Source organism: Actinoplanes sp. NPDC020271 (assembly GCF_044388125.1).
Classification (GTDB): Bacteria; Actinomycetota; Actinomycetes; order Mycobacteriales; family Micromonosporaceae; genus Actinoplanes.
The window spans coordinates 48,476-70,118 of record NZ_JBIRWQ010000011.1 but is presented as its reverse complement, the minus strand read 5'-3'; the positions used below and the strand labels follow the sequence as shown (position 1 = coordinate 70,118).

Annotated in this window: 16 protein-coding genes; 8 read left to right on the top strand and 8 right to left on the bottom strand. The window is 70.1% G+C overall.

Annotated features, from left to right (window positions below; translation table 11 throughout):
• Positions 1–71 precede the first annotated feature (71 nt).
• A complete protein-coding gene (locus tag ACH442_RS24105) occupies positions 72–1,589 on the top strand; it encodes a glycosyltransferase family 87 protein (protein ID WP_396340348.1) in 1,518 nt (505 codons plus the stop codon).
• A 106-nt stretch (positions 1,590–1,695) separates the two neighbouring features.
• Here ACH442_RS24105 and ACH442_RS24100 read toward each other — a convergent pair whose 3' ends face one another.
• A complete protein-coding gene (locus ACH442_RS24100) occupies positions 1,696–4,416 on the bottom strand; it encodes a hypothetical protein (protein ID WP_396340347.1) in 2,721 nt (906 codons plus the stop codon).
• 10 nt (positions 4,417–4,426) lie between these two features.
• Here ACH442_RS24100 and ACH442_RS24095 point away from each other — a divergent pair, with 10 nt between their 5' ends.
• Complete coding sequence (locus ACH442_RS24095) at positions 4,427–4,663, top strand: hypothetical protein (RefSeq protein WP_396340346.1); 237 nt, start codon at positions 4,427–4,429, stop codon at positions 4,661–4,663.
• Positions 4,664–4,960: 297 nt separating this feature from the next.
• On the opposite strand, the gene ACH442_RS24090 is transcribed toward ACH442_RS24095, so the two are convergent.
• Positions 4,961–5,734 carry a deoxyribonuclease IV gene (locus ACH442_RS24090; RefSeq protein ID WP_396340345.1) on the bottom strand — a complete coding sequence of 258 codons (774 nt, stop codon included), beginning with the start codon at positions 5,732–5,734 and terminating at the stop codon, positions 4,961–4,963.
• A 128-nt stretch (positions 5,735–5,862) separates the two neighbouring features.
• Here ACH442_RS24090 and ACH442_RS24085 point away from each other — a divergent pair, with 128 nt between their 5' ends.
• The 5 genes from ACH442_RS24085 to rplI all read left to right on the top strand — a co-directional run bounded on the left by ACH442_RS24085 (position 5,863) and on the right by rplI (position 8,795).
• Positions 5,863–6,837: a hypothetical protein gene (locus tag ACH442_RS24085; protein ID WP_396340344.1), complete on the top strand. Its 975-nt coding sequence runs from the start codon at positions 5,863–5,865 to the stop codon at positions 6,835–6,837.
• Positions 6,838–7,134: 297 nt separating this feature from the next.
• Positions 7,135–7,425, top strand: a complete 291-nt coding sequence (gene rpsF, locus ACH442_RS24080) for a 30S ribosomal protein S6 (RefSeq protein WP_396340343.1) — start codon at positions 7,135–7,137, stop codon at positions 7,423–7,425.
• Between the two features lie 65 nt (positions 7,426–7,490).
• A complete protein-coding gene (locus ACH442_RS24075) occupies positions 7,491–8,054 on the top strand; it encodes a single-stranded DNA-binding protein (protein WP_396340342.1) in 564 nt (187 codons plus the stop codon).
• A gap of 37 nt (positions 8,055–8,091) precedes the next feature.
• Positions 8,092–8,331, top strand: coding sequence for a 30S ribosomal protein S18 (gene rpsR / locus ACH442_RS24070; RefSeq protein ID WP_007073789.1), 240 nt, complete (start codon positions 8,092–8,094; stop codon positions 8,329–8,331).
• Positions 8,332–8,345: 14 nt separating this feature from the next.
• On the top strand, positions 8,346–8,795 hold the full coding sequence (gene rplI / locus ACH442_RS24065; RefSeq protein ID WP_396340341.1) for a 50S ribosomal protein L9: 450 nt from the start codon (positions 8,346–8,348) through the stop codon (positions 8,793–8,795).
• A 78-nt stretch (positions 8,796–8,873) separates the two neighbouring features.
• On the opposite strand, the gene ACH442_RS24060 is transcribed toward rplI, so the two are convergent.
• Positions 8,874–9,377, bottom strand: coding sequence for a hypothetical protein (locus ACH442_RS24060; protein ID WP_396340340.1), 504 nt, complete (start codon positions 9,375–9,377; stop codon positions 8,874–8,876).
• Positions 9,378–9,412: 35 nt separating this feature from the next.
• Entirely contained in the window at positions 9,413–13,702 is a 4,290-nt protein-coding gene (locus tag ACH442_RS24055) for a hypothetical protein (RefSeq protein ID WP_396340339.1), read from the bottom strand.
• Between the two features lie 377 nt (positions 13,703–14,079).
• Here ACH442_RS24055 and dnaB point away from each other — a divergent pair, with 377 nt between their 5' ends.
• Entirely contained in the window at positions 14,080–15,513 is a 1,434-nt protein-coding gene (gene dnaB / locus ACH442_RS24050; RefSeq protein ID WP_396340338.1) for a replicative DNA helicase, read from the top strand.
• Positions 15,514–16,166: 653 nt separating this feature from the next.
• Here the strand turns inward: dnaB and ACH442_RS24045 are convergent.
• From ACH442_RS24045 to ACH442_RS24030, 4 genes are all read right to left on the bottom strand, one after another.
• A complete protein-coding gene (locus ACH442_RS24045; RefSeq protein ID WP_396340337.1) occupies positions 16,167–16,532 on the bottom strand; it encodes a YbaB/EbfC family nucleoid-associated protein in 366 nt (121 codons plus the stop codon).
• Positions 16,533–17,220: 688 nt separating this feature from the next.
• On the bottom strand, positions 17,221–17,619 hold the full coding sequence (locus tag ACH442_RS24040; protein ID WP_396340336.1) for a zf-TFIIB domain-containing protein: 399 nt from the start codon (positions 17,617–17,619) through the stop codon (positions 17,221–17,223).
• 29 nt (positions 17,620–17,648) lie between these two features.
• Complete coding sequence (locus ACH442_RS24035) at positions 17,649–18,878, bottom strand: glycosyltransferase 87 family protein (RefSeq protein WP_396340335.1); 1,230 nt, start codon at positions 18,876–18,878, stop codon at positions 17,649–17,651.
• On the bottom strand, positions 18,875–21,403 hold the full coding sequence (locus ACH442_RS24030) for a putative bifunctional diguanylate cyclase/phosphodiesterase (RefSeq protein WP_396340334.1): 2,529 nt from the start codon (positions 21,401–21,403) through the stop codon (positions 18,875–18,877). The genes ACH442_RS24035 and ACH442_RS24030 overlap by 4 nt, the downstream gene beginning before the upstream one ends.
• Positions 21,404–21,643: the final 240 nt, after the last annotated feature.

Here is a 21,643-nt window from a genome sequence, read left to right as displayed (position 1 = left end):
CCGGTTTTCATCGGTGTGCCGCCTGCGGGCGGCGTCCGAACTCTGAGGTTCATGCGGCATGATGCCAAGACATGAGCACGCAACCGTCCACCGACCGGCCCGACGTCCCGAGCGCCACCTCGGACGGTTTCGTGCGGGGCCTGTCGCAGTTCATCGGCGGGCCGCTCGGCTCGCACGCGACCCGCCCCGATGCACGGCCCGGCCGGTTCTGGACCGCCCCGCGGTTCGTGCTGGCGCTGACCTGCCTGATCCTGGCGCTCTCCTGGGTACAGAAATCGCCGTGCGTCACCGGCGAATGGCAGAACAACGTTCAATACACGCGCTTCTGCTACACCGACGTCCTCGCCCTCTACTACGCCGAAGGGCTGAACGACGGCCAGGTGCCGTACGTCGACCACGAGGTGGAATACCCGGTCGTCACCGGATACTTCATGGGCGCGCTCGGCCTGCCCGTCCACTGGTACGGGACCGAGAAGAACACCAGCATCAACCAGGGCACCTGGTTCTACAACCTCAACGCCCTGATCCTGTCGCTGCTCGCAGTGGCCACCGTGGCGGTGATCCTCGCGCTGCGGCGACGACGGCCCTGGGATGCGGCGATCTTCGCGCTCTCGCCGATCCTGCTGGTCACCGCGACGGTCAACTGGGACTTCCTGGCGATCGGGTTCGCGGCGATCGGCCTCTACCTGTGGGTGCGACGGCAACCGGTGTGGGCCGGGGTTTTTCTCGGGCTCGGTGCCGCGGCCAAACTGTGGCCGCTGTTCATCCTCGGGCCGCTGCTGGTGCTGGCGCTGCGCAGCGGGCGGATCCGGCCGTTCGTGAGCGCGGCCGCCGGCACGGTGATCACCTGGGTGGTGGTCAATTTCCCGGTCTACTACTGGCACCACGAGGCCTGGCTGCGGTTCTTCCGGCTCAACTCGACGCGGCCGGTGGACTGGGGGACGCTCTGGTACATCGGGCGGTACCTGGACGGCAAATGGAAGAGCGGGTCGGCCGGAGACCAAGGGCCGTTCCAGTGGCTCGCCGACCACATTCCGACGCTGAACACGCTGACGTACGCGCTGTTCGGCCTCGGCTGCGTCTTCCTCGTGGCGCTCGGACTGCTCGCGCCGAAACCACCGCGGCTCTCCCAGCTGGCGTTCCTGGTGGTGGCGTTCTTCCTGATCTTCAGCAAGGTCTGGTCCCAGCAGTACGTGCTGTGGCTGCTCCCGCTGATCGTGCTGGCCCGGCCGAAATGGGGCGCGGTGATCGCGTGGACCGTGGCGGAGATCGGGTACTTCACCGCCTTCTACGCCGAGCTGATCGGGGCCGGCGGCAAGGCGGTGATCCCGGAAGGCACCTTTGTGCTGGCCTCGACCCTGCGGCTGATCACCGTGGCGATCCTGTGCGGGCTGGTGATCCGGGAGATCTGGCGGCCGGAACTGGACGTGGTCCGGCAGAGCTACGACGACCGGGACCCGGACGCCGGGCTGCTGGACGGACCGGATGCGTCCTGGGTGCAGCGGCTGCGCTGGTCGCTCGGCTACGGGCGGCCGACGCTGGGTGAGGTTGCGCTGCCGCCGGAACCGCCGGCGGTCATCAAGGTCTAGACGGAATCATCCGGCCGGGACCGCCGGGCGTCACGTCGATCGGAAAAGGGGCACACCGCGCGGTGTGCCCCTTTCCTGTGCCTCGTTCAGTCCCTCGGTTCAGGCCTCAGTTCAGTCGGAACACCACCGCGTCGGTGAGGTCCTCGCGGCGAATGCCGAGGATGTCCACCGGAAGGTCACCGGCCTGCTCCCACGGCGTGCCGGCCACCTCGGAACGGATCAGGACCACCGTGCCCACCCCGATGGAGCGCAGGTACGAGACGCTCGCCAGATCGGGGAACGACAGCACCTGCTTGCGCAGCTCGGCCTGCTGGGCCACGGCGACGTTGCCGCCACCGTTCGCCACCTGCTGATACCGCGAGGTGGTCCACAGCTGCACGGTCTGGTCGCGGAGCGAGTCGGTCGGCAGGACCAGCATCGGGCCGCCCACCGAGCGCAGCGCCTCCGGCTGGGCCGGCGAGACCGGATGGGCGGTCGCACTCCAGCCCTCCAGGAGCACCAGGAACAGCGGCAGCAGCGTCGCCAGCCGCAGCAACGGGCCCGGACGGGCCGGCGTCCGCTGGGCCGCCAGGTGCTCGGTGCGGCGTACGAACTCGTCGACCGCGCCGGCCGCCAGGATCGCCAGGATCAGCGTCACCCAGATCATCAGACGGCCCGGGACGACCTGGCCGAACGAGGCCCCGAAATGCCCGAAGAGCGGCAAGTACGTCCAGCGTCCGCCGAAGAACGTGGTGCCCAGCGTCAGGATCACCGCGACGGCCAGGCCGACGATCAGGAACAGCCGCTGCCGCCATCGCCAGATCGAGAAGAGCAGGCCGGCCAGCGCCAGTGCGTACAGCATGAAACCGGGCAGCAGCGACATCTCGGAGGCCGCCCAGCCCAGGGAGGCCCGCGGGGTGGCGTGTGCCGCGCCCCAGATCCGGGACTCGGCCGGGCCGATCAGGAGGCTGCGCAGCGGCGGGGAGAAGCTCCTGATCTGTTCGGCCCGGGTGCTCATGTCGGGCACCCGCACGTACGGGATCGCCAGCACCACACCGACGGCGGCGAAGAAGAGCACGCCCAGGTAGTCGGTGAGCAGCAGTCGCCAGCCGAGCACGGCGTTGGTGGGACGGCGGGGCTTGCGCGCCCGCGTCCGGGTTCGCTCCGGTCGTCCGGCCGGGCGCCGTTTGCCGCGCGGTCCGGTCTTGGCCGTGGAGTCCGTGCCGGCTTCCTTCTTCTCTTCTTTGTCCTTGCCGGGCTTGTCCTTCTCGGTGGCGTCCTTGGCCGGCTCGGTCTTGCCCTGCTCAGGCTTGTCTGGAGTGCCCTTGCCAGGGGACTCTGCGGTCGGCTTGTCCGCGCCGGGCTCTTCCTTCTTCTCGGCCTTGCCTGCCTCGGCCTTGCCTGCCTCGGCCTTGCCTGCCTCGGCCTTGCCTGCCTCGGCCTTGCCTGCCTCGGGGCTGCCTGCCTCGGGGCTGCCCGGCTCGGCCTTGCTCGGCTCGGCCTTCTTGATCTGCGTTGCTTTGTCGGCGATCTGCTCGGTCTTGGCGACGGCGTTCGCGCTTTCCGGCGACTTGGGTCCTGGTTTGGGACCGACCTTTTCGTCCGGCTCCGCCGGGCTCTGGCCACCCAGAGCCTTGCCGCCTGCAGTCTTGTCCCCTGCCTTCTTGTCGGCCGGAGCCTTGTCGTCCTTGCCGGTCTTGTCTGCGCCCGGCCCGCTCTGCTCAGTTCCCGGCTTGCTCAGCTCTGGCCCTGGCTTGCTCAACGCCTCGACCAGAGCATTCTTCTTATCCTCTTGGGGCGCTCTGCTGGGCTGCGCCGCATCCGGCTTCGTGGTCTCGGAGCTCTTCTTCTCCGCGCCCTGCGTCTTCAAGTCGGGCTTTTCCGAAGCCTGTTTGGACTTCACGCGCCACGCCCGCCAGAACTGCCGGAATCGCCGGATCGGCACCACGATCATCAGCACCAGCACGATCGCACCCAGCAGATAGGCGAACGGCACCCCCAGCGCAAAGCCCAGACTGAGCTGCCAGGTCGCCACCAACCACCCCAGCGCGGCCCAGGCGGAGTTACGGCGGTCGGGCCGGAAGCCGTACCGGATGGACCAGCCGTGCCCCCGAGCCAGCAGCGCCAGCGCGAGCGGGATCGCCCCGGCCGACACGATGTTGAGGTGGCCCTCCTGGGCGAGGCGCCACGGCGCATACGCGAAAGCGGCCGCGGCCACCGCCGCACCGGTCGGTCGTGCGCCGAGCTGCCGCACCAGGGCGTAGGCGCCGAACAGCAGCAGCGCATGGGCCAGCACGAAGAGGATGTTGTAGCGCAGCACGGCCGATTCCGGCCCCGTCCCGAGCAGGCCGGCCGGGGCGTAGCCGAGCAAACTGTCCCCGTACGCCAGAGCGTCCGTGGTCGGGAAGTAGGCGTTGGCCTGCCACAGCTTGACCGGGTTGGTCTGCAGCACGTGACCCAGCCAGGAGACCTGCCAGGCCTGCTGGGACGGGTCACCGAGATCCTGCGGCAGGGTGTGCAGCGGGTTCCGCAGCGTGGGCCAGCTCAAGGCGGCCGCGAAGATCAATGAGAGGTAGATCGCCAGCGAGTACTCATGGATGAGTCCGCGGCCGAACGCCCGGAACGCGCGGCGGATCCGCCCCGGCGGCTTCTCGGCGGCGGCATCAGCGAAGGCGGCCCAGGGATCCTGCGGGACGCCCGGCGGCCGGGTCTCCGGCAGTTCCCTGCGCCGCCGCTTGCCCCGCACGCCGCCAGCGGTCCCTTGTGGATCCTTGGCCGGGCCCTTTCCGGTTTCAGTGCCCTTTGCCGCCGCCGGCTCTTCCTTGGTCTTCTCCGAAGCGCTGAGCACCGTCGCAGGTTTGTCCGCGGTCGATGCCTCCGCCTTATCGGCGGCTGCCTTCCTCGTTGCGGTCTTGTCATCTTTGGCCTTGTCGGCCGCGCCGGGCTTGCTGCTCGCTGCTTCACCGCCGGACTTATCCGATTTACCGGAGGGCGCATCGCTCGACGCCGAGCCACTCGAAGCGCGCTCGCCGCTCGAAGAGGCAGACGGCTTGACCTCGCCCGACGGCTTCACCGCGCCCGACGGTTTGATGTAGTCCGCTGGTTTGGCGTCGCCCGACGGTTTGATGTCGTCCGCTGGTTTGGCGTCGCTCGGCGGTTTGGCGTCGCTCGGCGGCGCAGTGCTCGGCTTGGTGCCGGCTGACGGCACCGAACTGACCGGCGCCACCGCACCCACGTCACCGCCCCGGCGACCGCTCCTCCCGGACCCGAAGATCCCGAAGAGTCGCCTCTTCCTCGGCCGGCTCGGCTCCGGCGTCTTCGCGGCGTCACCGGCCGATCTGGTCGAGAGCGGTTGCGGCTGCTCGGTCATGACTCTCCCCGGACCAGTGACGTCAGGCGCCCGACCGCTCACGCAGCAGGGCGATGTCGGCGCGCTGCCCTTCCACCCCGCCCGGAGTCTCCACAATGGCCGGGGCTCCGGAGGCGCGGATGGCGGCGACCACCAATTCGGGGTCGATCTTTCCATTCCCCAGGTTGTCGTGCCGGTCCTGGCCTGAGTCGAATCCACCCTTGGAGTCATTCGCGTGGATCAGGTCGATTCGTCCGGTGATCGCCTTGATCCGGTCGACGATGCCGACCAGGTCCTCCCCGCCGGCGAACGCGTGGCAGGTGTCCAGGCAGAAGCCGGCCCCGAACTCACCGACCGCGTCCCACAGCCGAGCCAGGTTGTCGAAGCGGCGGGCGCACGCGTTGTCCCCGCCGGCGGTGTTCTCGATCAGGATCGGGAGCGGGAAGCCGCCGTCGTTCGCCGCATATTCGAACGCCTTCTTCCAGTTCACGAAGCCCGCGTCCAGGTCGCCGCCCTCGACGTGCCCACCGTGCACGATCAGGCCTTTCGCGCCGATCGCGGCGGCTGCCCGGGCGTGCGTCATCAGCAGCTTGCGGCTCGGGATGCGAATCCGGTTGTTCGTCGACGCGAGATTCAATCGATACGGCGCGTGGATGAAGACGTCCACCTCGGACGCTTGCAGCCGCTCCGCGTCGGCGCGTGGCTCCGGATTCTTGAAGCTCTGCGGGTCGGTGAGGAAGAACTGCACCGCCTCAGCGCCGCGGGCGGCGGCCTCGGCCAGCGGGTCGGCGGGATCGACATGGGCTCCGATGCGCATGGGACGAGCCTACGACGCCCGTCCGACACTTTCCGGGAAGCGTCACCGGCCTCGGATCCGGCTCGTTAGCCCCATCGATCACGTTTGACCGATTGCCGGTGTGTCCGGCGGCGAACTGGGAGATGTGCATGTCGCGGCAGTTCCGATACCGGATGGCGGCGCTGGTCGCCAGCGGCCTGATCTTCGGCGTGCCGCTGCTCACCAACGGCACGGCCAGCGCCGACCAGTTCGCGCCGGGTGATCGCCGGATCATCTTCGACGGCGGCATGCTGGGATTTTCCTGCGGTTCCCAGCCGAACGTGGAGAAGCTGACGGTGCCCGCCGAGAGCACCCTGCACGTGATCAACCGCACCGGTCACGACGCGCGTCTGGAGTTGGCCGGCCGCCCCGGGGGTGTCATTCCGGACAACGGTGCCGCGGAGGTGCTGTTCCGCCGCGGCATCACGCCGGTGATCCTCATGCCGGACTGCTCGGGCTCCGACGACCCGGTGCCGATGCTGGTCACCGCGGTGCCCTCGGCCTCGGCGACGCTGGCCGACCCGCGGCCGGGCGACTCGTCCCGGATGACGCTGCCGTCGCGCGTCGGTGGTGCCCCGGGGCAGTCGTCGAGGGGCGGCTCCGCGCGGGCGGACACCAGGTCACCGCGGGTGCGCCCGCTGCAGACGGCGGGACAGGGCCGCTTCCACGCCCAGGACGACCAGCGGGCGCGGACAGGTGCCTCCAGCAGCGCTTCCGCCGCGCCGGGCGGGGCGACTTCCCACCAGATCAAAGACCGGATTGCCCGTACGGCCGAAGCTCGTGACCCTGCCTTTGCCGGCATGCCGCCGGGCGGTCGCGGGAAGCAGGCGCACGCGGACGGCGCGGTGCCCGGCGTGACCAGCGCCGATGCCCTCTCGCTGTCCTCGGCCGCCGACCCTCTCGCGCGGTCGGAGGAGCCGGTTGCCGCACCCGCGGCCGAGCCGGTCGCGGCGGTCGGGCCGTTGCGCACCGGCCGACCGATCGGGCTGCTCGGTATGACCGCGATCGTCTGCATGCTCGGTGTGCTGACAGCGGCTATTCGGGCAATCGTGTCGCAACGTGCATCCCGGGCAAATCTGGCGTAAGGTTTTCCTTGTAAGGCTCCGCGGGGCGACCGTGCCCACCTCATCGGTGTGGTCGTTCCTCCCCAGGTCCCACCCAACGAACCGGGCCGGACGCCCCGCGGCTCTGCAGCAACGAGGACCCCGTCCACACGGACGGGGTCTTCGTTTTGGGACACAGCGCCCGGCCTGGGTATGCTGGCTCGGTTCGCAGACTGTTCGCCGTGGGCGTTCCTTCTCCCACGGCTTTCTTCTGCGTGCGACACAAGACCTCCTGCCACGGAGAGACCGTGGCCGTATAGCCCACAGGAGGTGAATGTCTTGCGTCATTACGAACTCATGGTGATCCTCGACCCTTCGCTCGAGGAACGCACCGTGGCCCCGTCGCTCGACCAGTACCTGAACGTGATCAGGAACTCGGGTGGCTCGGTGGAGAAGCTCGACGTCTGGGGCCGTCGCCGGCTCTCGTTCGAGATCAACAAGAAGGCTGAAGGCATCTACGCGGTCGTCGACCTGCAGGCGACGCCCGAGGCCGTGGTCGAGCTGGACCGTCAGCTCAAGCTCAACGAGTCCATCCTGCGGACCAAGGTCATCCGTCCCGAGACCCGCTGAGACGTTTTTGTCAGAGGGTCCTGAGACCCTTTGCGTCAACGACTTGAGCGGCGAGGAGAAGTTTCATGGCTGGAGAAACCGTAATCACGGTGGTTGGCAACCTGACCAACGACCCTGAGCTGCGCTTCACCCAATCGGGGGCGGCGGTCTGTTCATTCCGCATCGCCTCCACCCCGCGGACCCTTGATCGGCAGTCGGGCGAATGGAAAGACGGCGAGCCACTCTTCCTGTCGTGCAGCATCTGGCGTGACGCCGCCGAGCACGTGTCCGAGTCGCTGCAGCGCGGCGCCCGGGTCATCGTGCAGGGCCGTCTGCGTCAGAGGACGTATGACACCAAGGAGGGAGAGAAGCGCACCGTCATGGAGCTCGAGGTCGACGAGATCGGCCCGTCCCTGCGCTACGCCACGGCGAAGGTGCAGAAGGCGAGTCGTTCCGGCGGCGGTGGTGGCTTCGGTGCCTCCGGTGGTGGCGGCGGCGGTAATCGGCAGCAGTTCAATGGTGGCGGCGGTGGTGGTGGTCGGGGCAACAGCAACGACTACGACGACCCGTGGGCCACGGCTGCGCCCGCTTCCAGCAACCGTTCCGGCGGTGGCAACAACTCCTCGTTCGACGACGAGCCTCCCTTCTAAGCCCTCGGGCTTTCTTGAGTTCAGGAGTTAAAGAGCAATGGCCAAGGCTGCTGCGCTTCGCAAGCCGAAGAAGAAGGTGAACCCGCTCGACAAGGACGGGATCACCTACATCGACTACAAGGACACCGCGCTGCTGCGCAAGTTCATCTCCGACCGGGGCAAGATCCGTGCCCGTCGCGTCACCGGGGTGACCTCTCAGCAGCAGCGGCAGATCGCCCGCGCGGTCAAGAACGCCCGCGAGATGGCGCTCCTGCCGTACACGGCGACGGCGCGCTGAGGAGGGTCACCCAGATGAAGATCATCCTCACGCAGGAAGTCTCCGGTCTCGGTACGCCCGGCGACATCGTCGAGGTGAAGAACGGCTACGGCCGTAACTACCTGCTTCCGCAGGGCTTCGCCATTCAGTGGACCAAGGGCGCCGAGAAGCAGGTCGTCGTCATCAAGCGGGCCCGTGAGGCCCGTGAGATCCGCGACCTGGGCCAGGCGACCGAGGTCAAGGAGCAGCTCTCCGGCCTGAAGGTCACGCTGAGCGCGCGCACCGGCAACGGTGGCCGCCTGTTCGGCTCGATCACCCCGGCCGAGATCGTCGACGCGGTCAAGGCCGCCGGCGGCCCCTCGCTGGACCGTCGTCGTCTCGAGCTCCCCGGTCACATCAAGACCACGGGCTCGTACAACGTCCAGGTCAAGCTGCACCCCGAGGTGACCGCGACGTTCCCGGTGAACGTCGTCGGCGCCAAGTAAGTCCTCGCACCACCACGCAACGGCACGCCGGTTCGTCCGGCGTGCCGTTCGTGCTTTCCGGGATCCGACCGAACCAGGTCAGGGCTGGTCGAGGAACTGTTCGATGCGGCGCAGGTGCCGGCTCCGCAGGCCCCGGGTCGCGTTCGGGCTGATCAGCAGGGCACGGCCGGTCGCGACCCACGGTGCGCAGACAGCGGCGTGCAGGTCGATCTCCACGTCGTCGGTCCAGACGAGCCGGCGCCCCGACGCGATCACCCGGCGAGCGGCTGCAAGCTTGGCCTGCGAGGCCGCGGGACCGGTCACCGGCTCGTCGAAGGCCCGGGGCAGCTCCGGAAGACCGAACGCCTGTTCCAGCCCGGCCGCGTCACTGCACCACGTGCTGCACCAGGTCACCTCGGCCCGGCCGCGGACGTGGATCCGGTGGATGGCGCGCACGAGCCGGGGCTCGTAGCGGATCCGGTAGTCGTAAGCGTCCGCGGCCGAGTGGACCTGCACGACCCGGGGCGCGCCGTACCACCCGGCACGGTAGGCGTTCACCACACCGTCCACGTCGAGCAGCCAGACCGGCACCCCGGGCGTCATTGCGTACCCTTGCCGTTCCGATGCCGGACGGTGGGTCAGCTGAGGCTGTTGCCGGTGATGGCGGAGGCCAGCACCGTGGCGAGCCCACCGCCGACCACTGCGGCGGCCAGGCCGACGCTGGCGGACTTCCACGCGGTGGTGGCGAAGCGCAGGCCGAAGGCGACCACGATGCTCAACGCCAGCGAGATGCCGAACTCCGGGGCCGCGTTGGCGAGCGTCTGCAGGGCGTGCGCGCGCTGACCACCGTTGAGCAGGAGAATGCCGATCACGAACAGGACGACCGGAACGCCGTACCAGACAATGGTGTAGCCGACCGCGGCGAGCGGACTGCTGGACTTCTCGTCCTCATCCTCGTCGTCCGGGTCGAGCAAGTCGTTCTGCCGGCCGGAGAGCACGCCGCTGCTGACCGGGCGCCGCTCGTAGGATCCGGTGTTCTCGAAGAGGGCGCTGCTCACACCGCGGCGAGGCGGCCACGACGTGTCCTCCTCGGGCGTGGCTGCCGCCGGGGTCGAGATCACCGAGGTGGCGCTCAGGGCCAGGTTCGCACCGCCGTCGACCGTGGCGGAGCCGCTCGGCCGGAACGACGGGAAGTCCGATGTGCTGAACCGCTGCGGTCCGCTGTCGGCGGGCGCGGCGTCGCGGGTGAGTTCACGCCGCCAGTCGTCGGCGGCGGGCGCGGCGGTCGTGGTGGCGCGGTAGCCGGTGGCACCGGAGACCGGGGCGACCTCCGGAGCAGCGCCCAGGTCGGTACGCCAGTCGGGGCCGGCAGTCGCCCGATATCCCGCGGCGCCCGACGTGGGCGCGGTGGCGGTGCCGTTGAGACCGGCACGCCAATCCGTCTCGGGGGCCGCACCGGGCCGGTAGCCCGCGGCACCGGAGACCGGGGCAGTGCCGGTGGACACGCCGGACCGGTAGCCGGCCGCGCCCGAGACCGGGGCCGGGCCGGGCGCACCACCGTTCAGCTCGGCCCGCCAGTCACCGGACGCGGGTGCGGCGCCGATCGCCGGGGCCGACCCGTTGGTCGTCGGCCCGGCAACTCCCGCGCCGTTCAGCCCCGGTGACGCGACAGCGGCGGAACCGTTGAGCTCGGCTCGCCAGTCGCCGCCGGGAGTCGCGGTGGCGCGGTACCCCGAGACGGGGGCCGCGCTGGTGACGGTGCCACCACCGTTCAGATCGGTGCGCCAGTCCCCGCCCGCAGCCGTGCGATAGCCGGCAACGCCCGAGGTGGGTGCGGCGGCACCGCCGTTGAGTTCGGCCCGCCAGTCACCGCCGGGAGCATCCGCCCCGGCACGGAAACTGCCGTCGGCCGGTCCGCCGCGATAGCCCGGCCCGTCCGGAGCGGCACCGCGCCGATAGCCGTTGCTGGCCTGGCCACCACCATCGTTCCACGAGGGCCCGGCCGGCGGTTCCGGAGCTCGACGATCACCCTGGCCACGGGGTCCGCCGCCCCCACCCCCGAAAGGGGGGTCATCACGGTCATCCCGCCGGCGGGGAACCCCGTACCGGTCGGTCTCCTCGTCGGAAGCCTGCGGTTCCTGCCCGGCCCAGGAGGCCGGGCCACCCGGCAGCTCACGCTGCGCGCCATAGGCGGGTTTGCGCTGGTCACGCCAGTCCTGCTCGCCGTAGCCGGCGTCCCGGCGCTGCGGCGCGGCCGGTAGCTCACGCATGCCGTAGGCGGGCTCGCGGGACGCACCGCCGGGCGGCAGCTCCCGCGCGCCGCTCACCTGACGCGTGTCGGACCAGGACGCATCGTCGTACCCACCCTGACGGGGGGCCGGAGCACCGTAACCACCCGAGCGCGGAGCACGGTCGGGCTCAGGAGCGCCGTAGCCGTTCTGCCGCGGGCCGCGGTCGGACTCGGGGCCGCCGTAGCCGTTCGACCTGGGCGCGCGATCCGACCAGTTCTCCGGCTCGGCCGCGGGGTAGCCGTTCGACCGCGGCTCACGCCCGGCGGGCAGCTCGCGCTGAGCGCCGTAACCCGGCTCCGACCAGTCCGAACGCCCAGCCGGAAGCTCACGCTGACGCGGCGGCGTGGGGCCCTGCCGCCAGCCCTCCGCGGGATAGTCGTCGTCACGACGGGCCTGACGGCCCGGCCACTCTTCGGGTTCCGGCTCCGGCGCGCGTCGCCGGCCGCCGTTTCCATTCGGGTACGCCTCGGGAGCGCTGCGCTGAGCGGGATAGGGACCCGACTCGAACGGCTCGGCCCGGAAGCGGCCGGAGGACGAAGGGTCGGGCTGGTCCGCACCGTTCCACGGGGTGCCGCCGGGCATCGCACTGCGCGGGGTCGCCGGGCCGGGCATCGCCCCACCGGTCGACCAGCCACCACTGCTCTGCGACGGCATGGCACTGCGCGGCGCAGGCATGGCACTGCGCTGGCGGGCGCCGGGACCGTCCGGCATGCCGTCGGCGGGCAGCGGGCCACCGGGCACGCCGCCGACCGGGCCGGTGGGCTCGTCGTCACGACGGCCACGACGGCCGCCGCCCCAGCCGTTCGGGCCGCTGGGCGGCTCGGCCGCGGCACCGTCCGCACGTGACCGCATCTGCTCACGGCGGGCCGCCTCGGCGCGCCAGGCCAGCACGCGCGGGTCCTCCTCGCCGCGGCTCCACTGGCCGGTGTCCGGGTCGCGGGTCCAGTTGCTGGTGTCCGGCTCGGCATCCCAGGAGGAGGTGTCCTCGCGCCAGTTCGTCGGGTTGGCGTTGTACCGCTGCGGACGGCGGGCGGCGCGTCGGCCCGGACCTCGCTGGTCCTGATCACGCTGGTCCTGGCTGCGCCGGCCCTGGTCGCGCTGGTCCTGGCCACGCTGGTCCTGGTCACGCTGGCGCTCCGGCAGGCCGGAGGCGGCCGCGCTGTCGAACGAGCCGCTCGGACCGGCCGGCGGGGCGTCGTCGGGCGCTCGGCGGGCGGACGGGGGGCGTACGCCGAACTGAATCGGGGTTTGTCCGGTGTTGCGCTCACCGTAGGCACCGCTGGTCTCGCCATAGGCGCCGCTGGGCGGCTCCGCGGCATAGCCGCGACGGGGCGAGTCGGCGGACTCGGGGTCACGGCGCAGCGACCGGCTGCCCCAGGACGGCGCCGGCGGGCCCGGATCGGGTGCGGGCGAGCCCGGCGCGAGAATGTTGCCAGTGTCGGCGTGACCGGCCCAGTTGTCCCGGTCAGGAGTGCCGGACCAGCCGGTTCCCCCGGAAGGCTGCTCGTCCGGCTCGGGGGCTCGGCGGCGGCCACGGCGGGTCGACCATTCGTCGTCGGCGCGGCGCCAGGCGGCGCGGTCGTCCTCCCGGACGAAGTGCCGGCCGTCGTCGCGCGGGCCGCTCTGCCAGCCCGGACCGTCGGCACGACTCCAACCGGCGACGTCGGTCGTGTTCTCCCCCGGGGACCGTCGGCCGGTGTCCCAGCCGCCACTCTCGCCCGCAGCTCGGCGGCCGGTGTCCCAGGTGGTGTTCTCCCCCGGGGAGCGGCGGCCCGTGTCCCAGCTGGTGCTCTCGCTCGGGGAGCGACGGCCGGTGTCCCACGACGAGGACGCGGTGCCGCTGTCCGTGGACCAGGAACCGCTGGCGGGCTCGGACGAGGACCAGGAATCGGCCGGCCGCTGCTGCCAGGACGGGGCCGGCGGCGACGACTGCTGCCACGACGGCGTCTGGGCGGGCGGCTGCCGCCACGAGGAGGTCTGGCCGGACTGCTGCCACGACGGGGTGCTGGAACTGCTCCAGGTTTGCTCGACCGGGGTGGTCGCGGCCCGGCCCGGCGGATCGGCGTCCCGCTGCCAGGACGGGGTCTGCGACCAGCTGGACGAGATGTCGCGGGTGCTTTCCCGGCCCGACTCCAGCGCCGGGGTGGGCCAGGCGGTGCCGGAGATGGTCGGGCGGTCAGGCGTGCCCGACCGGTCGCCGGAGGCCGCTGCCTCGCTCTCCGGCCGCCAGGCCTCGGTGGTCGAGCGCCAGACGTGGGAGCCGGTGGAGGAACGCCACTCGGTGGTCTGCCGCCAGCGCGCGCCGGTGGCCCGCCACTCCGAGGTCTGCGTGCGCCAGCCGGCGCCGTCGGCCGGGAAGGTGGGACGACCGGTGGAGGCGACGTCGGACCAGCGGTTAGCCGGCTCGACGGCCTGGCCACCACCGGAGTAGGGCTCGACCTCGCTCTGCTGCGCCCACGCGTCGGCCCGGCGCTGCCAGGTGAGTGCCTCGGGGCTCGGTGTCATGCTGCCGGTATCGGTCAAGGCGGACCATCGGGTGCCGGACTCGTCGATCTCCGGTTCCGGAACGGGCCAAGCCTCCGCAGCGCGCCTGTCGCGCGACATGCGGGCGCCGTAGTCCCACTCCCGTTGGTCCACCTGGAAAGGGTGACGTGCCGGAGGCGGAACCGCAACGCCTCACAGCGACGGCTTGCTCACCCGACCCGGTATTTTCGCAGATCTATCAGCTTTTCTGCCTTCCACAGGATGTGGCTGGAAAAGTGCTGCTGAGGCTCTTTCCCCAAGAGTTGTCCACACGGTGTGCACAGGCCTGCCCACAGCTTCGGGGCTTCTGTCCACAGCTTGTCCAGAGACTCGTCCACCGCGGCAGTTGGGCAGGTGGCAGCCGGGTTCGTAGAGTGGGCCATCCCTCTGATCGACTGTTTCTGCTGAAGTCCTGGTGAGTTCGGCCGAACGGTCCGTGTGAGGGTAGTTCGATCGTGATGGCGGCATGGTCATTGAGGGGGGATGTCCCGGTGTCGATCACCGACGACGCACGGCCGGATCCACGTCCTCCATCTCAGCCGTCCGGGGGACCCCCGAGCGGCGGGTTCGCCCGCTCCGAGGGGCCGAACGGGGGTCAGTTCGACAAGACGCCCCCGCAGGATGTGGCGGCTGAGCAGGGCGTGCTGGGCGGCATGCTGCTGTCCAAGGACGCGATCGCCGACGTCGTCGAGATCCTCAAGACCAACGACTTCTACCGGCCGATCCACTCCACGGTCTACGACGTCATCCTCGACCTCTACGGCCGCGGTGAGCCGGCCGACGCCCTGACCGTGGCGGCCGCCCTGGCCGACAGCGGCGACCTGCAGCGCGTCGGCGGTGTGCCCTACCTGCACACCCTGATCGAAAGCGTGCCCACCGCGGCCAACGCCTCCTACTACGCGCGCATCGTCTCCGAGCGGGCCATCCTGCGCCGCCTGGTCGAGGCCGGCACCAAGATCACGCAATTGGGCTACGGTGCCGGTGGCAACGGCGGGCGGGACGTCGACGACATCGTCGACCTGGCCCAGCAGGCCATCTACGACGTCACCGAGAAGCGGGTCAGCGAGGACTTCGCGGCCCTCGGCGACATGCTCCAGCCGACGCTGGACGAGATCGAGGCGGTCGGCGCGGCCGGCGGCGTGATGAGCGGCGTCCCGACCGGCTTCGCCGACCTGGACCGGCTGCTCAACGGCCTGCACCCGGGTCAGCTGATCATCGTGGCCGGTCGACCCGGTCTCGGTAAGTCGACCGCGAGCATGGACTTCGCCCGCAACGCGGCGATCCGGCACGGGTGCGCCAGCGCCATCTTCTCCCTGGAAATGAGCAAGATCGAGATGGTGATGCGGCTGCTCTCCGCCGAGGCGCGGGTTCCGCTGCACACCCTCCGGTCCGGCCAGCTGTCCGACGACGACTGGACCAAGCTGGCCCGGCGGATGGGCGAGATCAGCGAAGCGCCGATCTTCGTCGACGACACGCCGAACATGAACCTCATGGAGATCCGAGCCAAAGCTCGCCGTCTCAAGCAGCGGCACAACCTGAAGATGCTGGTCATCGACTACCTCCAGCTGATGTCCTCGCCCAAGAAGACGGAGAGCCGGCAGCAGGAGGTCTCCGAGCTGTCCCGTGGTCTCAAGCTTCTGGCGAAAGAGATCGAGTGCCCGGTGATCGGCGTCAGCCAGCTGAACCGTGGCCCCGAGCAGCGCACCGACAAACGGCCCCAGCTGTCTGACCTGCGTGAGTCCGGCTCCATCGAGCAGGACGCCGACGTCGTGATCCTGCTGCACCGTGACGACTACTACGACAAGGAGTCGCCGCGGGCGGGTGAGGCCGACTTCATCGTGGCCAAGCACCGTAACGGCCCGACCGACACGATCACGGTGGCGGCGCAGCTGCACCTGTCCCGCTTCGTCGACATGGCCATCTAGTTCGTCGACATGGCCATCTAGAAGGAGCGGCGGGGAGGGCTCGTCCGTTCGAGGCGAGTCCGGAACGCGGCTGGGGAACGGCACGCAGGGCCGGGCGGCGATCACACGAGCGGCGATGGGCCGCGGGTGATCCGGCTTGCTGTCTGCTTGCCTGCGCCAGCTGCTCAGTCGGACGTGCTGGCGGTCTGTTGCCTGCGCTGGCTGCCTGCTCTGTCGGCGGGCTGCTTGAACGGTTAGCGGTCTGGCTGCCTGCCTGAGCGGTTGCCCGCTCGCTTGGCGGTCTGGCTGCCTGCCTGAGCGGTTGCCCGCTCGCTTGGCGTGCTGGGCTGCCTGCTTGTGCTCGTGCGCCTGCGCTGGTCGCCTTGTCGGGCGGTGCTGCTGAGAAACGGTTCGGGCGGTGCTGCTGAGTCGGCGTTGCTGTTGAGAAGCGGTTGGGCCGTGCTGCTGAATTGGGCATTGCTGTTGCGAAGCGGTTGGGCGGTGCTGCTGAGAAACGGTTGGCACGCCGGGTCGCAGCTTGTGGCCGCGGCCCCCGTCCGGCGTGACCTGGGCTTCGAGCCGACGTTGCCGCGGCGGGCGGCTTGCGGCGAACGGGTCAGAGCGTTCGTCCGGCAAGGCGGCTCAGGCAGCGTCGGAATGGTCGAACTACGTGGTCAGGCGGCCTCGTGGTGGATCGGGGCGGGCGCTTCGTTCGGCTGTTGGTGCGTGGTGACCAACTGCTCGACCTGGCGGTGCTTGCCGGCGGCCGCGTGCTGGACCGTTTCGACGATCACGCGGGCCAGGGTGTCGACGTTCCACTGTCGGCATGCCTGCTGGTCGAGACGCAGACCGACGAGGTCGCCGTCGGCGTTTACGGTGGCGTGGACGGCACCGTCCGCGGATGCTGCGCTCACCTGCATCGTGGCCAGGCTGCGCTGTAGTTCGTCCACTCCGGAGCGTAGTTCCTCATAGCGGCCGTAAACGTCTTCAAGATCGTTGCGCAGCGCCTGATTCGCCGCGCGATCAGCAGTTTCAGTCACGTTTTTCCTCCGTTCGCCGCGACAGGGGGCGACGTGACAATACCCAAGATCGGCGACGTTGCGTATTCCGACGACTTCGTAACGCGAACGAAAAGAGAGCCCTATCGAAATAGTTCACTTGAAAGTGACGGATCGACTCCGAATGGTGGTCACTGAGCGTGATCAACGCCACTGCCGGGTGTCCGGCGAGGAGCTGACAAAGATCGGTTACCGCTGCTAGCGGTGCCGAAGAGCGGAAAGTCAGTTGCTCGCGAACCGAGGTACACATGGTCGCTCTCGGTCAGCGGCACCCGGCCGGTGCACTTCAGTAACGTCTCGCGGCCGTCCCACCTCGCGGGCGGCCGAGTATCACCGAGTAGACCGGCAAAAGTGGCGAGCGCCACGTCCATCGCCGAATCGGCTGGTTGTGGCGCTGCCGACCGGCCGACGACGAGGTCCAGACGGTGCAGGACCGCAGACGGCAGGTCCATGCGATCACGTTGCCACCGGTACGCCGGGAACGCATCCGCAGCGAGGAGGACCCGACCTTCACCCGGAGACGCCGGCGAACAGCTGAGACGGCACGCGGGGTCCACCCCGGCCGGCGCGAAGCCGGTCGCGGCGAACCCCGCGGATCATCAGCGAATGAACGAGCCGTCAGACGGAAGGTCCGACCGCCCAGCGATCACCGAAGGCGATGGGTGAACGATCAGTCGAAGAGGTCGTGCAGGAACCCGCGCCGACGGTAGTGCCCGTGGTGCCGGTAGTGCCCGTGGTGCCCGTAGTGCGGCGCCGGCGGGTAATGCGCGGCCGGCGGCGGATAGTGAGCGGCCGGAGCGTGATGCACCGGAGCCCCGTAGGCCGGCGGCGGCGGGGGCGGCGGAACGTATCCGTGCCCACCGTGCGGGGCGGGCGGGGGCGGGGGCGGCGGCGTGTGGGCGGCAGGCCCCGGCGCCGACGGGGAACGGTTGTAGTTGGCCTCGGCCGCGAAGAGTTTTTCCAGCTCACCACGGTCAAGGAAGATGCCGCGGCACTCTGTGCACTGGTCGATCGTGACGCCGCTGCGCTCGTAGACCCGCATCTCACCGTGGCACTTGGGACAGGTCATCTGCATCTCATTGACGGTACAAGGCCATGTCATGCCGTGGGGCGGAAGAACCTGTGCATCTGCTGAGCCGGGTGGGGAAGGTGTGCCCGCAGGGCCGGCGCCCAGACCAGGAACGCAGCGGGATAGAGCAGGTACCCGAACCGGGTGGTCGGCATCAGCAGGATCGCGGCGAGCAGCCCCCAACCGCAGTACTGCGCCGCGGTTCCGGCGTCACGGGGCGGACGGCGCAGCAGCAGCCAGCCGATGACCAGGGCCGCCGCGCCGAGCAGCCCGGAGGCCACCAGGTGTCCGCCGGGCAGGTTCTGGGCGACCAGGTAACCGGGGAACGGCGACTGCGCCGGGCTGGTGACCAGGCCGTGCCCGAGCGGGAACCGCAGCACGTTCTCGACGAGCGAGTCCGCGTTCACCAGCAGCGGCGGCAGGAGCACCAGCACCGGCAACCCGACCGCGAACGGCAGGTATCGGCGGCCGTTCCCGGTGAACAGGGCCAGGACGGCGAGGACGGCGACGACCGGGAAGGCGAACAGTTTCGCGGCCGCGGCGACCCCGACCGCGACGCCGGACCAGCCGTACCGTCCGGTGGCGGCGAGGGCCAGGGCCAGCAGGCACAGCGCCAGGACCGGAATGTCGTCCCCGCCCGTCGCCAGCGTCAACGCGGTCACGGGTAGCACGGTGGCTGCCTGGATCGCCCGTACGGGAAAGGGGTGTGAAGCACGCAGGAGAGCGACCGCCGAGCCCACCGCGAGCACCGCCGTGATCGCGAACCAGACCCGCGCATCTGTCCACCAATGATCACCAGCGAGCGCCCGTGGAAGCCCGAAGATCGCCATGCCGGGCTGGTACGGCCGGTAGCCCATCAGCCGCTCGTCAAGCGGAAGCGCCGCGATGTCGGCGCGGCTCAGATACGGCGTCCCGTGCTCGAACAGCGATTTCCCCATCGCCTCGACGACGAGGACCTCCTCCTGGGCACGGTCGGTGCGGCCACCGGCGCGTTGCACCGCCTCCACCACCAGGGGAACCAGGGCGACGGCGGCCCACGTGAGCCAGGCCAGCCAAGCCCGGAAACGATCGCCGGAGACGTGCCGGGCGAAAAGCTGGACGAGCACCAGGAGCGTGGCCGCGAGGTAGCCCCACCAGGCGATCAGGCCCCACGCCCGGTGCGGCAGCAGCGTCGAGGTCAGCCCGGTCACCAGCGCGAACGCCGCGGAGATCAGGTACAGCCCGAGATCGACCGCGAGTCTGCCGGCGGGTTTGGTCACGCGGGCAAGTGTGGCAGAGAAGATCTCCCTGCTCCGGTGGCCCGCCGGGTCGGCATCCGCACCACGGCACCGACCTCGTGCAGGGCCGCCGCGAGCATCCCGGGCCGGCCGCCGGAGCCGCGTTGCAGCGAGCCGACGAAGCGGGCCGCGGACAGCGGCCGGGCGAACAGCCGGCCCTGCCCGGCGACGCATCCGAGCTCCCACAACGCCCGTCGTTGCGGCTCGCTCTCCACCCCCTCGGCCACCACCGTCAGGTGCAGGTTGCGGGCCAGGTCGACGGTGGTCCGGACCACGGCTGCGGCTTCCGCCGACGTCTCCACCGCGGCGACGAACTCCCGATCGATCTTGAGTTCGTGCACCGGGATCCGGGAGAGCACGGAGAGCGAGGAGACCCCGGTCCCGAAGTCGTCGACGGCGAGCCGGATCCCGGCGTCACGCAGCTCGGCGAGGGTCTGCTCGACGACGTCGATCTGACTGATCGTGAGCGTCTCGGTCAGCTCCAGAATCAGCTGCGCGGGGGACACGTCGTGGCGTTCCAGCCGAGCCAGGACCGCGGCCGGGAAGCTCGGGTCGAGCAGGCTGCGCGGCGACACGTTGACCGCCACCGGCAGCTCGAAGCCGGCCTCCCGCCAGGTCTTCATGGCGAGCAGCGACTCCTCCAGCACCGCGTCGGCGAAGGCCGGCAGTTGTCCGGAGCGTTCTACCGCCTCGAGGAACTGCACCGGGGTCAGATCGTCCTGATCCGGGTGCTTCCATCGGGCCAGCGCCTCGGCCGCGATCACCTCGCCGCTGGCCAGGTCGACGATCGGCTGGAAGTCCACGGCGAACTCGTGCTCGTTGATCGCGCGACGCAGTTCACCGGTGAGCATCAGCCGGTCGACGTCGGCGGTGTCCCGCGCGTGTGCGTAGATCGTGGTCGGCTCGCCGGCGCGTTTCGCCTGGTACATGGCGATGTCAGCGCGCCGCATCAGCTCTTCGACGCTGCCCGCGCCGGCCGCCAGCGCGATGCCGCCGGCCGCCTCGACGGTGATCAGCATGCCGTCGACGTCGATCTCCGGCTCCAGGGCGCTGAGCATCGTGGACGCCCGGTGCCCGGCCAGCGCCGGGGTGGGCAGGCCGGTGAGCAGCACCGCGAACTCGTCGCCGCCGAGCCGGGCGACCAGGTCGCCGGATTCTGCCGAACCGCTGAGCCGGCGCGCCACCTCGCGCAGCACGTCGTCGCCGGCCGCGTGCCCGAGGGTGTCGTTCACTTCCTTGAAGTGGTTCAGGTCGATGAGAAGCAACGCCACCAGGCCGTCGTGGCCGGTGTCGGTGAACAGGCGACCGGCTCGTTCATACAGCTGGCGCCGGTTCGGCAGGCCGGTGAGCGGATCGTGGGTGGCGGCGTGCTCGTTCTCCGCGGCGATGCGCGCGAGTTCCGCGTACGCCTGTGCGTTGCGGATCGCCGTGCAGACCGCCGACGCGAAGGTCCGCAGTTTGTACTGCTCCACCTCGGTGAGCCGGATCGCCCCGCCGAACCGCAGCCGCAGCACGCCGACCCGCACGCCGCCGTCGTGCGCGACCAGGTCCACAGTGGTCTCGCCGGGTCGTGTCGTGCCCCGGACCAGGGCACTGTCGGAGAGCACCTCGGCCTCGGTGGCCCGGACCGTCCGGTCGGCGCCGCCGGCGGTGAGGTCGATCGCGGCCTCGGCGGCCGAGAAGATCTGCGCTGCGCGCGTCGTCGCGGAGTGCAGCACCCGATCGAGGTCGACGGCGTTCAGCTCGTCGGTGGCCTTGGCCAGGCGTTGCCAGGACTCGCGCTCCTGCATCGTGCGAGTGGTGCGCGACTGCCAGAGGTGCATGCAAGCCACAACGAGCGGAACGACGAGCAGAAGCATCACGTTCGCGTCGGTGGAGAGCACCCAGAGCACGATCAGGCAGGCGATCAGCTGGCCGAGGTGGCTGATGACCTTGCCGGTCAGGTTCTGCCGGGCGGCCCGCCAGATCGTGGCTTGCGAGTTCGTCGCCAGGACCGGCGCGAAGACGAGGTCGTCGACGAACACGTAGGCCAGCAGGCCGGCGACCAGGACGATGATCGGCAGGTCGGGCGAGGTCAGGTGTGGCTGGACGCCGAACGCGAGGAAGGTGGCCGCCGCGGCGCTGACCGTCAGGGTCTCCTTGGACACCGCGAACGCGGTCTTCCAGATGCCGGCCCGGGTCGCTGTCCGGAAGATCGCCTGAGCGACCGCCGCGCAGAGCAACACCCAGACGGGTGGCAGGAGGGCCAGGCCGACCAGCACCGGCACTTCGATCCAGGTGGTGCCGAAGAAGCTGGACTTGATCCGGACGCTGACCCGCAGCCGGTTGGTGACGATCATTGCGGCGCAGAGCAGAACGAGCACCAGTGCCGACGGGCGGGGCTCGTGCACGTGGAAGGCGTAGAACGTCCAGAGAACAGCGACACCGGCCGCCAACATGACGACGAGACCGATGAGCAGCCGAAGCCGCTGATCGGTCGCGTCGTCGTTGGTGCCGGTCTCAGACATGATGTCCTCGTCGCCGAACGCAACTGAGCGGTAGCTCAGGGTTCAAGGCTATTCATTTGCGCCGTTACGCGCATCCCTGTCTTTTTCAGGACCAGTCGTTGCCGCGCATCGCAGTTCTCCTCACCGGGGTTGTCGAAGATGTTCCGTGTCCGTCGCGACAGGGCAGAACGTTAGGCGTCGATCATGCCGTTTTCCAGCATATCGTGTCGGTATGCGCAGATTGCGATGAGAGCCTCAGGG

Excerpts from the sequence above, each read along its gene's own strand:
- ACH442_RS24105 (WP_396340348.1), top strand. The coding sequence starts at position 72 with ATGAGCACGCAACCGTCCACCGACCGGCCCGACGTCCCGAGCGCCACC.
- ACH442_RS24090 (WP_396340345.1), bottom strand. The coding sequence starts at position 5,734 with ATGCGCATCGGAGCCCATGTCGATCCCGCCGACCCGCTGGCCGAGGCC.
- ACH442_RS24085 (WP_396340344.1), top strand. The coding sequence starts at position 5,863 with ATGTCGCGGCAGTTCCGATACCGGATGGCGGCGCTGGTCGCCAGCGGC.
- ACH442_RS24075 (WP_396340342.1), top strand. The coding sequence starts at position 7,491 with ATGGCTGGAGAAACCGTAATCACGGTGGTTGGCAACCTGACCAACGAC.
- rpsR (WP_007073789.1), top strand. The coding sequence starts at position 8,092 with ATGGCCAAGGCTGCTGCGCTTCGCAAGCCGAAGAAGAAGGTGAACCCG.
- rplI (WP_396340341.1), top strand. The coding sequence starts at position 8,346 with ATGAAGATCATCCTCACGCAGGAAGTCTCCGGTCTCGGTACGCCCGGC.
- ACH442_RS24060 (WP_396340340.1), bottom strand. The coding sequence starts at position 9,377 with ATGACGCCCGGGGTGCCGGTCTGGCTGCTCGACGTGGACGGTGTGGTG.
- ACH442_RS24040 (WP_396340336.1), bottom strand. The coding sequence starts at position 17,619 with ATGACCTGTCCCAAGTGCCACGGTGAGATGCGGGTCTACGAGCGCAGC.
- ACH442_RS24030 (WP_396340334.1), bottom strand. The coding sequence starts at position 21,403 with ATGTCTGAGACCGGCACCAACGACGACGCGACCGATCAGCGGCTTCGG.